Genomic DNA, 15587 nt, shown 5'->3' with positions numbered 1-15587 from the left:
ACATTTATAATTTTATAAAAAATTATGTATTTAATATATACATTAATAATTAGTAGTTTTACCACTTAACAAAATCATTTCCTAATGACCTACTCTAAATTACCATTTTTAATACTGATTTTAACTTTATTTTTTACAGGTTGCAATAATGATGATGACTTTTCAATAAATAATCAACCAGACCCTATTGAATTATCACCAAATGTAGAAGTTTACAACTCTAATTTGGTTGAAAACAGCTATGTATTTGCCATTGAAAATGGAGGGACAAAATCGTATTTATTAAATAAGGCTGGATTTAAAGTCTATGAATGGGAATTAGACACTAGGTTAGGTAACGACTTGGAAATATTACCAGATGGAAGGCTAATCGGAATGTTTAAAGTAGATGACCCTATCTTTACTTTTGGCGGAGGTGGTGGTATTGTTAAAATTTTAAATATAGATGGTACTGTTGATTGGGAATATGAATATGCTTCAGAAAATTATATTGCCCATCATGATGTAGAGTTATTACCTAACGGAAATGTTATGTTTTTAGTTTGGGAAAGAATCCCAATGAATGAAGCTATCGCTACTGGTGTAGATACTGATCATGATATTTTTACTGAAACCCTTATTGAAGTAAACCCTACTTCCAATCAGATTGTTTGGGAATGGCATAGTTTTGATCATATTATTCAAGATCAGTTTCCTGCATTACCTAATTTTGGAAACCTAACAAACAATCCCAACCTAATTAATATTAATTATAACATTATTGATAATGGCGATATCATGCACGCTAATGGTATTGACCACGACCCATTAAACAATGTTATTTATATAAGTGTGAATTATTACAGTGAAGTTTGGGTAATAGACCATAGCACTACTACTGCTCAAGCAGCTACCTCAGAAGGTGGAAACTATAACAAAGGCGGAAATCTGTTATATAGGTTTGGTAACCCTGAAACCTACAACAATGTAGGTGAACGATTATTCTACAACAATCATTTTGCCAACATACTTGAAAACAATGTGCCTGGTAATGGTAATGTTTTAATTTATATGAACGGAAGCCATATTGAACAGTCTACTGTTTATGAATTTGAAATGCCATCTGCACTTGAGTTAACACCAAACGTTAATAATGAACCAACAGTGGTTTGGAGTTTTACAGATGATGATTTATTCTATGGTAGAATTTCTGGTGCCGTTAGACTACAGAATGGTAATACTCTAATTTGCGAAGGCGACTTTGGCTTTTGGGAAGTATCTCCTTTAGGTGAAATTGCATGGAAATATTCTGGTGATGATGGAACCTCGTTTTGGAGATGTTATAACTACAACCTAGATGATTCTGCTATAACAGACCTAGGGTTGTAAGCATTATTTTTTTCGGTCAATCACATAATTAACCATAAGTTCTAAAGACGAGCGGTAAGTTGATTCTGGATACGTTTCTAAAATAGCCAATGCTTGTTTTTGAAAATCTTTCATTTTTTCAATAGCATAATCTAATCCGTTATTGGCCTTTACATAAGCTATAACTTCTTTTACTCTGGTTTTATCCTTATTGTAATTCTTTATTGAGTTTATTAACCAGCTTTTGTCCTTCTTTGATGCATTGTTTAGAACATGAATTAATGGCAAGGTCATTTTCTGTTCTTTAATATCAATACCTGTTGGCTTACCTATTTTATCTTCACCGTAATCAAACAAGTCATCTTTTATTTGAAAAGCCATGCCTATCAGCTCCCCAAATTTCCTCATACGCTCCACATCGCTAGAATCTGGTTTTACAGAAGCTGCTCCCAAACTACAACAGGCAGCGATTAATGTTGCCGTTTTTTGTCTAATAATTTCATAATAAACGGCTTCGGTGATATCCAGTTTTCTTGCTTTTTCAATTTGAAGTAACTCACCCTCACTCATTTCCCGTACCGCAATTGAAATGATTTTTAATAAATCGAAATCATTATTGTCTATTGATAAAAGCAACCCTTTAGAAAGCAAATAATCACCAACCAAAACGGCTATTTTATTTTTCCATAAGGCATTAATTGAGAAGAAGCCACGACGCCTATTACTATCATCTACTACATCGTCGTGTACTAATGTAGCTGTATGAATTAACTCTATAACAGATGCCCCTCGATAAGTACGTTCGTTTACTTCACCATTTGCCACCATTTTGGCTACCAAGAAAACAAACATAGGCCGCATTTGCTTTCCTTTTCTGTTTACAATATAATGGGTAATACGATTTAAGAGTGCAACTTTGGAAGACATTGACAACTGAAACTTTTGCTCGAAAAGTTCCATTTCAAAGGCAATAGGGTGTTTTATTTGCTCTACAATTTTCAAATACCAATCTATAATTGAAGGGTAACAAACTTACTGAAAATGCACGTGAAAAACTATTCTGAAATATTGGAAAAAAGCCATCCACTAACTTTTATTGGCCAATTGGCCACAAGCAGCGTCGATATCCTTACCTCTTGAGCGCCTAACAGTAACTGTAATATTATTTTTTTCAAGCTGACTGACATACTTATCAATTGCCTGATTACTAGCCTGCTGAAATTCGCCGTCATCTATTGGATTATACTCTATTAAATTAACCTTACTTGGTGCAAACTTGCAAAATTCTACCAGGGCATCAATATCCTTTTGCTTATCATTGATATCCTTCCAAACTACATATTCGTAAGTAATTCTGTTTTTCGTTTTTAAGTACCAGTATTGTAAAGCTTCACGTAAATCAGCTAAAGGAAAGGTAGCATTAAACGGCATGATAGAAGTTCTAACCTCATCTATGGCAGAATGTAAGGACACGGCCAATTTAAATTTAACACCATCATCTGCCATTTTTTTTATCATTTTAGGCACACCTGAAGTAGATACTACAATTCGCTTTGGTGACATTCCCAAGCCTTCTTCTGAAGTAATTTTATCAATAGCCTTTAAAACATTATTATAATTCATGAGTGGTTCTCCCATTCCCATAAATACAATATTGCTCAAAGGTCTGTTGTGGTACAAACGACTTTCCTTATCAATTGCCACTACTTGATCGTAAATCTCATCTGGATTTAAGTTACGCATACGCTTTAATCGTGCAGTTGCACAAAACCTACAGTCTAAACTACAGCCTACTTGGCTAGACACACAGGCTGTTGTTCTATTTTTTGCTGGAATCAATACAGATTCAACAATTAATCCGTCATGTAATTTTACGGCATTTTTTATGGTGCCATCAGAACTTTTCTGCATGGCATCTACCTTAATGTGGTTAATAACAAAATTTTCTTCAAGCATAGCTCGCGTTTCTTTGGATATATTGGTCATATCGTCAAAACTGTGAGCCGATTTCACCCATAGCCATTCGTAAACTTGATTTCCGCGAAAAGCTTTATCTCCTTCTTTCACGAAAAAATCTCGAAGTTCTTCTTTAGATAGTGCCCGAATGTCTTTTTTGGTATTCATAATTGTACAACGAGTTAAACGTACAGCAAAAAAAAGCCTTGATTAACAAGGCTCTCTTTGTTTATAAAATTAGCATGGCATCACCATAACTATAAAATTTATACTTTTCTTTTACAGCCTCTTCATAAGCCTTTTTAATGAAATCGTGACCTGCAAACGCAGAAGCCATCATTAATAAAGTAGATTTTGGCATATGGAAATTGGTAATCATACAATTAGCGATACTGAAATCATAAGGTGGAAAAATAAACTTATTTGACCAACCATTGAATTCATTTAATGTCCCACTAGACGACACAGAACTTTCGATTGAGCGCATGGCTGTTGTACCTACTGCACACACTCTCTTTTTATTTTTTATTGCTGTATTAATTGTATTAACTGCTTTAGAATCGATAATAATCTCTTCACTATCCATTTTGTGTTTTGAAAGATCTTCAACCTCAACTGGATTAAATGTACCTAAACCAACATGTAAAGTAACTTCAGCAAAATTTACACCCTTGATTTCCAAACGTTTTAATAAATGTTTAGAAAAGTGCAATCCAGCTGTTGGTGCAGCAACTGCTCCTTCGTTTTTCGCAAAAATGGTTTGGTAGCGTTCTTCATCTTCTGGCTGTACATCTCTTTTAATATACTTTGGAAGCGGTGTTTCGCCTAGTTCTGTAAGTTTTGCCCTGAAATCTCTGTAAGATCCGTCGTATAAAAAACGTAAGGTTCGCCCTCTTGAGGTCGTGTTATCGATAACTTCTGCCACTAACGATTCTTCTTCTCCAAAATATAATTTGTTACCTATTCTTATTTTACGAGCTGGGTCTACCAACACATCCCAAAGACGTTGTTCTTCGTTTAATTCGCGAAGTAAAAAAACCTCTATTCTTGCTCCAGTCTTTTCCTTATTCCCATATAATCTTGCAGGAAACACTTTGGTATTGTTTAAAATCATCACGTCGTCTTCATTAAAATAATCAATGATGTCTTTAAACATTTTGTGTTCAATAGTTTGATCTTTTCTATTCAAAACCATTAATCGAGATTCATCTCTATTTTCAGATGGATACTCGGCTAATAATTCATCAGGAAGATCGAAGTTAAAATGGGATAATTTCATATGCCTATTATATTTTGTTTGTATTTAATTTTGCAAAGTTGCAAATATACAATCTGAAAGTAGGGGTTGTCAAGTATTTAGGCAATTATTATTGAGATACTTTAATTCCAAGAGTATTCATGTCATCCCAAAAGCTTGGATAAGATTTTGAAACCACAACTGCATCATTGATATAAATATCAGTTTTTAATGCCAAAGGTGCAAAAGCCATGGCCATTCTATGATCATTATAAGTGTTAATAAATACATTGCTTTTTATAGCTTTAGTTGTAGGGTGCAACATTAAGGTTGACTCTGTGACCTCTACCCTTGCCTCTAGTTTTTCCAGTTCAGCCTTTAAAGCTAATAGTCTATCGGTTTCTTTAATTTTTAATGTGTGTAATCCTGTAAGCTGACATTGTAAACCTAAACCAAAACATGTTACAGCAATGGTTTGTGCTATGTCTGGTGCGTCAGACAAATCCAATACAATTCGCGATGTATTATCAATATTCGCAACCTTACGAAGAACGAGTTTGTTGTTTTTGATGTTAGAAACCACTCCAAAGTGTTCATATATTTTTGTTAGTCGAGAATCACCTTGAAGACTATTTTGCCTATAGGATGTCAACGTAACTTGAGTGTTAATCTCACTTAAAGCTATTAAGCTGAAATAGTATGATGCTGATGACCAATCGCTTTCTACAGTAATTAATGTATCCTCAATTTTTGATTTTGGTTTAACAATTATTGTATTGTTTGAAAATAAGGTTTCAATTCCCAATTGGTCAAGTAAGCTCAATGTCATTTTTATGTATGGGACTGATGTTATTTTACCTTCTAAAGTCAGCTCAATACCGTTTTTTAGTTGTGATCCTATTAGCAATAATGCCGAAATGTACTGACTACTCACATTGGCCTGGAGGTTTACTTGACGTTTTGTTAATGCCTTACCATTAATTCTTAAAGGTGGAAAGCCAATGTTTTCTAAATAAGAAATATCTGCGCCTAATTGAACTAAGGCATCAACCAATATCTTTATTGGGCGTTCTTTCATTCTTGAAGAACCAGTTAGAACAACCTCTTGCCCTTGCTGCGTTGAAAAGTATGCAGTTAAAAAACGCATGGCTGTGCCTGCATGATGCACATCAACCTCTTTAGGGTTTTTAACACCTAGAGCCTTTTGCATGACCTTGGAATCATCTGAATTTGATAGATTATTAATTTTCAGATTTGGTAATAAAGCCTGAAGCAACAACAATCTATTAGATTCACTTTTAGAACCCGTTATTGCAATTGTAGTATCAATATTTGATAGTACCGATTTTTGAAGCTTTATAGTCATGATAACTATTTCAACTTGGTGTTGTTTTGATGACGGTCATGATCGCGCTTGGTTTTCTTGAGCATTTTTTTGGAAAAGGCTTCTTGCAAATCAATTCCGGTTTGGTTAGCTAAACACAGTACCACAAAAACAACATCGGCCAATTCTTCTCCTAAATCCTTGTCTTTGTCGCTTTCTTTCTCACTTTGCTCACCATAACGCCGTGCAATAATACGTGCAACTTCGCCAACTTCCTCTGTTAATTGAGCCATGTTTGTTAATTCGTTAAAATACCGAACACCATGTTCTTTAATCCAATTATCAACTTCTTTTTGCGCGTTTTCTAGATTCATTTTAAACTTTTTTAAGCACTATTTTTTCGGTTTCCTTCTCAATCATTAATTCAAAAAACTTCTTGAAATCTGGATAGTTTTCCGGAAGAATTAATGTTCTATTCATATCCAAACTTATAGTGAATTGTAACATTTTACCATTCTCTCTTGCAAGATAAGTAAATTCTCCTTCGTTATTGTTGTATTGAATTTTTGTACTCTCGGGCAAACTTTCAACGGCATAACCTTCTGGTAACATAAGGTTTACAACATATTTAGCTGATCTTGGATAAATAATATCAATAGGGTAAAGTCTGGTTTCTTGTTTAAATGGATTTTCTTTTGGCTCCATAAAAATCATTGGAGACATATACAACTTATCTCCTATTTCTTCTATAGCATTCTCTAGGTGGTAATCATACGAATACATAATTGGCTTACTTAATTCTTTATCACCATTTATCTCTAAATTTGAAATTTCTATTTCGCCTTTACCTTCTTCTAATTTTTGAATATAAAGTTCGTTATTGATATTGTTGTATTGTTCTCTAAAATTAAACGCTAAATGATTGGTTAAATGATCTCTTACTTTCCCATCAATTGACAAATCATCGTTTATTTTAACATTTAAGGAAATAGTTTCTTTTGATTGCGCAGTGCTATTTAAAGGAATCCATGCCGAACTACCATGTTCACGAACTATTCTGCCCTGCCAATTAATAACATGTTCTGGTAGGATATTTGCAGTTGCGTAAGGGTTGGTAGCATCTAATAAAATCAAACCATCTTGTACTTCTATTGCCGAAATAACGTAATTAAAACCCGAGCGCGTAGGCAATATTGGAATTCCATGACTACGTGTACTTACCAGAACAGGGTTTGCTGTTAAACCTGCATAACGCAGCATAGCAGTTAGCATTAAGTTGATTTCAGAAACATTACCTAAACCTGTTTTATAAGCATTCTTAACTCCATCGTTTGAATAAATAGAAACAATCTCGTTCCATTTTACTTTAGATTTAACAAAATTAAATACTCTAGCTGCTTTTTCCATAGGGTCTTCTATACCAGCTAAAACGGAATCTAGATCATCATCAAAATAACCTGTTTTATTAAGTTGCCCTCCAAAATTATCGTTTCTATATATGGTTTCAACAACTTTGTCCCATGTTGTCGAGTAGGTTTTTATTTCACCATCTGGTCCTTTAAAAAAAGCATAATCCCAAGAAATTCTGGTTTGATAATTTCTTAAATTATCTACATAGGGTTCATAAACCAAAGCCGGTATATTAGTTTCATGTACTTCTGTTTTACGTTCTTTAAATCTCCATTTCGAAGCTTCAGTCGTACTTGATTGTGTTCCTCGACTTGTAGTAACTCTATTTCTTGCATATGTATTTTCTACGCGATCATATTCTGAATCTAAAACTTCAGGATAATATGTTGATTTTGGGTTAACCGTTTTATTAAAATTAAAAAACTCTGGTATTCTTACTTCAAAATCCAATTGCTTGATTGGAATTAATTCTTGCAGAACCACATCTTCGATGCCGATATACGGAGAATGAATGGCATATTCATATTCAATAACAACGCCATCGTTAATATTAGGCAGCGTGAATTTTAGTATTTCCCAATCATCACTTTTTTTTTCGTTAAAAATGCTTTCATTTTTTAGTTTAGTTTTTTTCACTTTTCCACTCTCTAAATGGTAGGTATAGCCCCTTAAGTTTTTTAAATCCTCCCCGCTTGAAGCCGATTGATCATATAATCTGATTTGGTGAGTTGCCCAATCATAGCCTTCATTATCATAAATTTTAATACGTCGATATATTGTATTTACTTGTGAAAAGCCATCATTTTGACTGTACTGATAGTAGATTTCTTGATTGTGATACAAAATTGTGGCATGTGACGAAGTATCTTGTGGGTTTCGCTTTTCTAACAACTCCTCTTTGCTAACCTTCCCAAAACGGAAATCTTGTGAGGATGCATGCAAACTAAATAATGCTAATAAAATTAAAGTGATTTTTTTCATTTAGGACTTTTTTATTAAAGCTATTTTAGACTTATCATATTTTACAACCTTTAGCCAAAAGGCTCTAAAATCTTTATAATCTTCTTTAGGGAAGTTTCCTTTTTTCAGTAAGAACTTACGCTTAAATAATAGTTCATTATCATTAATCTGCTTGATACTGAATTCATATTCTCCAAACTTATTACTTATGTTTATATCATCTTGTAATGCTTCAACTTGAATTGAGCTAGGTAGTTTTATTATAAACTCATCATAATCTACAAAACCTCTATCAACCTCGACAGGCAATTTTCTTTTCTTATATCTAGGTGGTGCTTTTGTTACACGGTTAAACACATTAGGTTGAAAAAGCAGCCTATTTCCTGCTTTGGTTGCATATTTCAACCCTTCAACAGACACATTTTCAGTAAAAACCACATTATCCTTGTCATTGGTCAAGGACTTTGATATGATTGATAAATTATTAATGTAATCCCAGTATTCTTTGTAGTATAATTCTTGATCCTTATGTGTTTTATATAATAATCGTTCGTGGGTTCTATATTGGCTGCCTAAAGATTCTAGATTAACTTTGGCTACTATATTTCCAGAGGCATCCAATTCAATCGTTGCCTTGGTATTTAAAATATTGTCCTTATCCTTATACACTGTTGTGTGTACAATTTTCCCTCCATCGGGTGTAATTATCAAGGCATCTCTATCGTCAGTAAAATTAGCTATATATCCAAAAGGAACCGTTTGATTTGTACATTCCAGCCAAACATAATCTCCATTATTGGGCAGACAAAGTATAGCATGATTTCCTTGTGTAGCTGAAAACTCTTTATCAATATTTCTAATGTCTTTGTCACCATAAATTATAGTATAATATGATGGCACACCTACTTCGTCTAGTAATGATTTTGTGTAATTTGTCAATGCTTTACAATCACCATAGCCTAATCTATCAACATCTGAAGCATACATTGGCTTCCAGCCACCTATACCCACTTGAACACTAATATAGCGTGTTTTGCCCTGCATGTATTCATAGACTATTTTTGCTTTCTCTAAATCTGTAGTTGCATTTGCCGTCAAGGCTTTTACTTCAGATTTTACCGCTTCAGGTAATTCTTGTGTCCCGGTAATTAATTTGTCGTTCATCCACTGACCAAAATCTGTCCAATTATTGTTAACACCTTTTACACCTTCCATATCAAATTCAGTTAGGGCAGCTTTTAAATTCGGCGCAAATGTTTTGTAGGGCGGACTATATGATTCTGGTGCAATTGACATTAAATTCGATGCTTTGTAGTGAAAATCACTAAACTTTTCAATTCCGTAGTCTCCAAAATTTTCTGTTTTAACCTTAACAGTAGAACTTGAATTGTTGATAATTTGATATTCCGCATTTTGGGTACTAGAGTAATAGCCTTCAATTGGATACCACGACGGCAAAAACGCTGTTGTACGGTAGTCCACTTCCGATTCATACACAATAGTATAAGGATAGTTAATTGGTGTATAATCTAAATATTTCACTCTATTGTCTGAATACAACGAAATCCCATCAACAGCGCTTTCATCAATAAAGTCTTTTTCTCTAAACTTTTTTATTTCATTCCCTTTGGCATCATAAACTCTAGCCTCAAGGTCGCGGATACTGACATTATTACTATATGATTCATAGGTACCTGCATCAGAATCTCCATACTTATTAAACACTGTAACAATCCTATTATTGGTCACAATCATATGGTTGTAATCTTTAATCTCGATTACCATTTTATTCTGCCGTATAACAGAATTGGCTTTATTTTTCAATTGGAATGGAATAGAATCCGGAATGAGTAAAGCATTCTCTTGAGCTATGGAAATGTGAAAACATAAAATAGCGAAAAATGCAATAAGGTTGGTTGGTTTGGGCATGCTAATAAATTATGGATATAAAAATATGATTATTTTTATAAGCCTCTTAAGGAAAGCTTAAAGATTTTTGTCTTTTGAGTCTATTATTATTGTTACTGGTCCATCGTTAATTAATGAAACTTTCATATCGGCTCCAAATTCACCTGTTTGAATAGGCTTTCCCAAGCTGATCTCCAATGCTTTAATAAAAGCCTCGTAAAGTGGAATGGCAATATCTGGCTTTGCTGCTTTTATATAACTTGGCCTATTGCCCTTTTTTGTGTTGGCATGTAATGTAAATTGACTTACAACAATTATATCGCCTTTACAGTCTAAAACAGAACGATTCATAACACCATTGTCGTCTGGAAAAAGGCGCAAATTAACAATCTTTTTGGTCAGCCAACTTATATCTTCATGAGTATCATCATCAACAATTCCAAGTAACACTAGAAGCCCATTACCTATTACTGCAACTTGTTTATCATTAATAGTTACACTAGATTCTGAAACGCGTTGAAGAACTACTCTCATAATTAAACATTATCATAATTATCGGTTCGGTAATGCTCATCTTCGCCTTCTAAAATTTGCACATAACTACGGTAACGAGAATAGGCAATTTCATCATTATCTAAAGCTTCCTTTACCGCACATTTAGGCTCGTCAAGGTGTATACAATTGTTGAATTTGCAATCTTGCTTTAACGCAAAAAACTCTGGAAAATAATCACCGACTTCTTCCTTATCCATATCTACCACTCCAAAACCCTTTATCCCAGGTGTATCAATAATTTTAGCCCCAAAACCTAAATCGAACATCTCGGCAAAAGTGGTAGTGTGCTGACCCTGCATATGTTGTGACGAAATAGCTTTTGTTTTTAAATCCAGTTCAGGTTCTATGGCATTAACCAATGTAGACTTCCCAACACCAGAATGGCCAGCAAACATGCTTACCTTATCTTTCATTAAGGACTTAACCTGGTCTATATTTTTACCATTTTTAGCCGATATGCCAATGCACTCATAACCTATTTTACGATATACATGTGCTAAATATTTCACCTCATGAAGTGCATCACCATAATAGGTATCAATTTTATTGAACAATAAAATGGTCTTAACCGAATAGGCTTCTGCCGTTACCAAAAAACGATCTATAAAACTTGTAAATGTTGGCGGATTATCAATTGTAATCAGTAAAAAAACCTGATCTATATTGGCTGCAATAATATGGGTTTGCTTAGAAAGGTTAACCGATTTTCTAACAATATAGTTTTCACGGCCGTGAATATTTTCTATAACACCAGTAACCTCATCATTTTTAGTTTCGAGCTCAAAATCCACTATATCGCCTACCGCAATTGGATTCGTGCTTTTTATACCTTTTAAGCGAAATTTACCTTTAATTCTGCATAAATACGTAGCACCTAAATCGGTTTTTACCGTGTACCAACTTCCTGTAGATTTATAAACAATTCCTGTCATTACTACAAAGATGCTAAATTTCTAATTAGCATTTATAATCTTCTCTTGATGATTTATAGATTCTTGATGTACCGCTTTAAAAACCCGTAAAATAAATTCCTCACTTAAATTCTTTTCTTCTCCTTGCAAAATCATTTTACCTAATATTTCATTCCACCGTTTTGTTTGTAGTACTGCCACATTAAATTCTTTTTTAAGTGCTCCTATATCATCAGCAACTTTCATACGCTTACCGAGCATTTCAATTAGCTGGTGGTCTATCACATCTATCTGTGTACGAAGTGTGTTAATTTTATTTTTAAACTCTGCTGCTTCCCCAGTTTCTTTTCTAATTTTTAAATCTTCCATAAACTGAATTAGGGTCTCAGGTGTAATCTGTTGAGCAGCATCGCTCCATGCATTATCAGGATCAAAATGGGTTTCAACCATTAAACCATCATAGTTTAAATCTAATGCTGTTTGACATAAATCGAAAATAATATCACGTCGTCCAGCAATATGTGAAGGATCCAAGATTAATGGCAAGTCTGGAAACCTATTTTGCAAATCGATAGGTAACTGCCATTCTGGGTTATTACGGTAACGCGTTTTTTCATAAGTTGAAAAGCCTCTATGAATAACCCCTAAATTCTTAATATTTGCGGTATGAAAACGCTCTACGGCTCCAAGCCATAAAGCTAAATCTGGATTAACCGGATTTTTTATCATAACAGGTTTTTCGGTTCCTTTTAAAGCTTCTGCAATTTCTTGTACAATAAACGGACTTACTGTTGTTCTTGCACCAATCCATAACACATCAACATCGTGCTGTAAAGCTAATTCTACATGGTTGGCATTAGCTACTTCTGTAGAAATAAGCATTCCGGTTTCCTCTTTAGCTTTTTGCAACCACTTTAATCCCAAAGCACCTACTCCTTCAAAGTTTCCTGGCCTTGTTCTTGGCTTCCAAATACCGGCTCGTAAAACTGTAGCGTCACTATCTTTTAATTGATGAGCAATTTTAAGCACTTGAGATTCCGTTTCTGCACTACAAGGCCCTGCTATTACCAATGGATGACTTAATCCAAAGTTATCTAACCAATTTCTTAATTCTTTCTTGTTTTCCATACTCTTATTATTAAGCAATTCCGTTTAATATTTCTTTTATATGATTGGTATTAGCCATTTCATTATGAATTTTGTCAAAATTATCATTTTCCAAATGCGTTTTAAATGCTTTTAGATTCTGAATGTATTCCTCTAGGGTTTCAATCACATTAGTTTTATTTTGTTTAAATATTGGTGTCCACATATCTGGGGAACTTTTGGCCAAACGAACTGTTGAGGCAAAGCCACTTCCGGCCATATCAAAAATATCGCGTTCGTTTTTTTCTTTTTCAATAACCGTTTTCCCTAACATAAAGGAGCTTATATGCGATAAATGCGACACATAAGCAATGTGCTTGTCATGCGCTTCAGGGTTCATATAGCGAATGCGCATTCCCATAATTTTAAATATAGTTAAAGCGCGTTCTTGAAGCTTGAATGCTGTTTTTTCTATTTCACAAATTATATTGGTTTTGCCTTTAAATAAACCTAACAAAGCCGCTTCCGGTCCTGAAAATTCTGTACCTGCTATAGGATGCGTTGCCAAAAAATTTCTCCGTTTAGAGTGATTTTCAACAGCTTTACAAATTTCAACTTTAGTAGAACCAGATTCCATAACCAAAGTATCGTCACCAACTACATCTAAAACTTTAGGCAAAAGCTCTACAGCTGCATCAACCGGAATTGATAAAATAACACTATCAGCCTGTTTTAAATCGTTCCATTCTGCCTTAAAATCAATTACTCCCAGCTTTATAGCTTTTTCTAGATGTGCTTCATTGGTATCTATTCCATAAATTGAAATTTCAGGATTTAAGTGTTTAACATCCTTCGCAATACTACCGCCTATTAACCCTACACCTATTATATAAATATTCTTCATAATCTAAATTCTTGCAATAGCCTCTTCAATATCTTCTGTATTTGCACAAAGTGAAAACCTAACATAGCCTTCGCCATTACTACCAAAAATTGTTCCTGGCGCAATAAAAATGTCATTTTCCTTTAATAGTAAATCAATAAACTCTTCCGATTTTATATAAGGCGGCAACTTGGCCCAAACAAACATTCCCGATGCATTTTTATTGTAAGTACAATTTAAGGCATCGGCCAGTTTCCAGATTAGTTCACGACGCTGCTTATAAACCTGATTTAAGCTAACATACCATAGCTTTGAGCAATTTAAGGCTTCAATAGCTGCTTTTTGAACACCGTAAAGCATACCTGAATCCATATTACTTTTCACTTTCAAAATGGCATTAATAAATTCTGATTTTCCTAAAACCATCCCAACGCGCCATCCTGCCATATTAAAAGTCTTACTCAAACTATTAAGTTCCAAACACACGTCTTTAGCTCCCGAAACCTGAAATATGCTTTTAGGTTCTGTGTTTAAAATAAAACTATAAGGATTATCATTAACCAATAAAATATTATGCCGCTTGGCAAAAGATACTAACCTTGTAAAAATAGCATCACTGCCTTTTGCTCCTGTTGGCATATGCGGATAATTTATCCACATAAGTTTTACTTGTGATAAGTCTTGCTTTTCTAAAAGTTCTAAATCTGGCAACCAATCATTTTCTTCCGTTAAACTATATAAAATAGGTTTTGCACCTACCAACTTTGTAACTGATGTGTAAGTAGGATATCCTGGATTGGGAATTAAAACTTGATCACCTGCATTTAAAAACGCCATGGAAATATGCATAATACCTTCCTTACTTCCCATTAATGGCAATACCTCTGTTGATGGGCTTAAATACACATTGTATTGCTCTCTATAAAAGGAAACCATGGCTTCGCGCAACTCTGGAAGGCCTTGATAACTTTGATATTGATTGGCTTTAGGGTTAGTAAAACTCTCGGCTAAAGCCGAGATAACTTTTTGTGGCGGACTTAAATCTGGGCTACCAATTCCTAAATTAATAACGGGCTTACCATTTGCCATAAGCAACCTAACCTCTCTTAATTTTTTAGAAAAGTAGTACTCCTCAACCGTTTGTAATCGATTTGCTAATTCAATCATGATCTTGCTTGTTTATACAGCCCTAATACTTTAAAATCTTCTGCCATAATTTTGATAATGGATTGTGCTTTTTCAAAATCGTTGTAATCGTCAAAAGTAACATCAACAAAAAAGGCATATTTCCAAGGCGTTTCAATTTTTGGTAGCGATTGTATTTTGGTTAAGTTCAATTTACAATCGCTCATAACATTTAATATGGTAGCCAAGCTCCCTCGTTTATGCTCTAGTTGAAATTTTATAGATGCCTTATTTATTTCTCCTTTTGGAATTTCATGATTTTCACGCTTTACTATAACAAAGCGTGTTTCATTATGCTTAATTGTTTGAATACTTCTTGCTAATATGTTGAGCTCAAACAAATCAGCTGCAAGATAACTTCCAATAGCTGCAACTCCTTTTAATTGGTTTTGTTGAATACGTTTGGCCACTTCGGCTGTGTCCTTATCTTCAACCAACTTAATATGAGGATATTGTTTTAAAAACACCTTGCATTGCAACAAAGCCATAGGATGCGAACATACCTCATTAATATCTTCAATTGTTTGCCCTGGCAATACCATGAGATGGTGCTGAATATCTAAATAATATTCACCAACTATATGCAGGTTATATCCATCAATCAAAGCATAATTGGGTATTATTGAGCCTGCAATAGAATTCTCGATAGCCATAACAACAGCATCAGCTTGTTTTGACAATAGGGTGTCTACTGCTTTATCAAAAGACAAACATTCCTTTAAAACAACGGTATCACCAAAGTAGTTTTTTGCAACTATATGATGAAACGATCCTTGAACTCCTTGTATGGCAACAGATTTTATCATAAACAAAAAAAGTCTCGAT

Annotated in this window: 14 protein-coding genes; 1 reads left to right on the top strand and 13 read right to left on the bottom strand. The window is 34.1% G+C overall.

Annotated features, from left to right (window positions below):
• Positions 1–84 precede the first annotated feature (84 nt).
• The gene (locus K7G76_RS13920) at positions 85–1368 is read left to right on the top strand and encodes an aryl-sulfate sulfotransferase (protein ID WP_223034825.1); all 1284 of its coding nucleotides are present in this window, start codon (positions 85–87) and stop codon (positions 1366–1368) included.
• A 3-nt stretch (positions 1369–1371) separates the two neighbouring features.
• Here K7G76_RS13920 and K7G76_RS13915 read toward each other — a convergent pair whose 3' ends face one another.
• From K7G76_RS13915 to K7G76_RS13855, 13 genes are all read right to left on the bottom strand, one after another.
• Positions 1372–2349, bottom strand: a complete 978-nt coding sequence (locus K7G76_RS13915; RefSeq protein WP_223034824.1) for a polyprenyl synthetase family protein — start codon at positions 2347–2349, stop codon at positions 1372–1374.
• Between the two features lie 84 nt (positions 2350–2433).
• Entirely contained in the window at positions 2434–3471 is a 1038-nt protein-coding gene (gene rlmN, locus K7G76_RS13910) for a 23S rRNA (adenine(2503)-C(2))-methyltransferase RlmN (protein ID WP_223034823.1), read from the bottom strand.
• A gap of 61 nt (positions 3472–3532) precedes the next feature.
• Positions 3533–4582, bottom strand: a complete 1050-nt coding sequence (gene queA, locus K7G76_RS13905) for a tRNA preQ1(34) S-adenosylmethionine ribosyltransferase-isomerase QueA (RefSeq protein WP_223034822.1) — start codon at positions 4580–4582, stop codon at positions 3533–3535.
• A gap of 88 nt (positions 4583–4670) precedes the next feature.
• Positions 4671–5906, bottom strand: a complete 1236-nt coding sequence (locus K7G76_RS13900) for a 3-phosphoshikimate 1-carboxyvinyltransferase (RefSeq protein WP_223034821.1) — start codon at positions 5904–5906, stop codon at positions 4671–4673.
• 5 nt (positions 5907–5911) lie between these two features.
• Positions 5912–6238 carry a nucleotide pyrophosphohydrolase gene (locus K7G76_RS13895; RefSeq protein WP_223034820.1) on the bottom strand — a complete coding sequence of 109 codons (327 nt, stop codon included), beginning with the start codon at positions 6236–6238 and terminating at the stop codon, positions 5912–5914.
• A gap of 1 nt (position 6239) precedes the next feature.
• Positions 6240–8255 (bottom strand): DUF3857 domain-containing protein, encoded by a 2016-nt coding sequence (locus tag K7G76_RS13890; RefSeq protein ID WP_223034819.1) that lies wholly within the window; start codon positions 8253–8255, stop codon positions 6240–6242.
• Positions 8256–10163, bottom strand: a complete 1908-nt coding sequence (locus tag K7G76_RS13885; protein WP_223034818.1) for a DUF3857 domain-containing protein — start codon at positions 10161–10163, stop codon at positions 8256–8258.
• 57 nt (positions 10164–10220) lie between these two features.
• Positions 10221–10676: a D-aminoacyl-tRNA deacylase gene (gene dtd / locus K7G76_RS13880; RefSeq protein ID WP_223034817.1), complete on the bottom strand. Its 456-nt coding sequence runs from the start codon at positions 10674–10676 to the stop codon at positions 10221–10223.
• A gap of 2 nt (positions 10677–10678) precedes the next feature.
• Positions 10679–11629, bottom strand: coding sequence for a ribosome small subunit-dependent GTPase A (rsgA, locus tag K7G76_RS13875; protein WP_223034816.1), 951 nt, complete (start codon positions 11627–11629; stop codon positions 10679–10681).
• 21 nt (positions 11630–11650) lie between these two features.
• Positions 11651–12736: a bifunctional 3-deoxy-7-phosphoheptulonate synthase/chorismate mutase type II gene (locus K7G76_RS13870; protein ID WP_223034815.1), complete on the bottom strand. Its 1086-nt coding sequence runs from the start codon at positions 12734–12736 to the stop codon at positions 11651–11653.
• A 10-nt stretch (positions 12737–12746) separates the two neighbouring features.
• Entirely contained in the window at positions 12747–13598 is an 852-nt protein-coding gene (locus tag K7G76_RS13865; RefSeq protein ID WP_223034814.1) for a prephenate dehydrogenase, read from the bottom strand.
• Positions 13599–13601: 3 nt separating this feature from the next.
• Complete coding sequence (locus K7G76_RS13860) at positions 13602–14744, bottom strand: pyridoxal phosphate-dependent aminotransferase (RefSeq protein ID WP_223034813.1); 1143 nt, start codon at positions 14742–14744, stop codon at positions 13602–13604.
• Positions 14741–15568 (bottom strand): prephenate dehydratase, encoded by an 828-nt coding sequence (locus K7G76_RS13855; protein ID WP_223034812.1) that lies wholly within the window; start codon positions 15566–15568, stop codon positions 14741–14743. The genes K7G76_RS13860 and K7G76_RS13855 overlap by 4 nt, the downstream gene beginning before the upstream one ends.
• Between the last annotated feature and the right edge of the window lie 19 nt (positions 15569–15587).

This window comes from Hanstruepera marina, from assembly GCF_019880635.1.
In the GTDB taxonomy this organism is placed as follows: domain Bacteria; phylum Bacteroidota; class Bacteroidia; order Flavobacteriales; family Flavobacteriaceae; genus Hanstruepera; species Hanstruepera marina.
The sequence above is the reverse complement of the archived record's forward strand: the minus strand, read 5'-3'. Positions and strand labels throughout refer to the sequence as shown.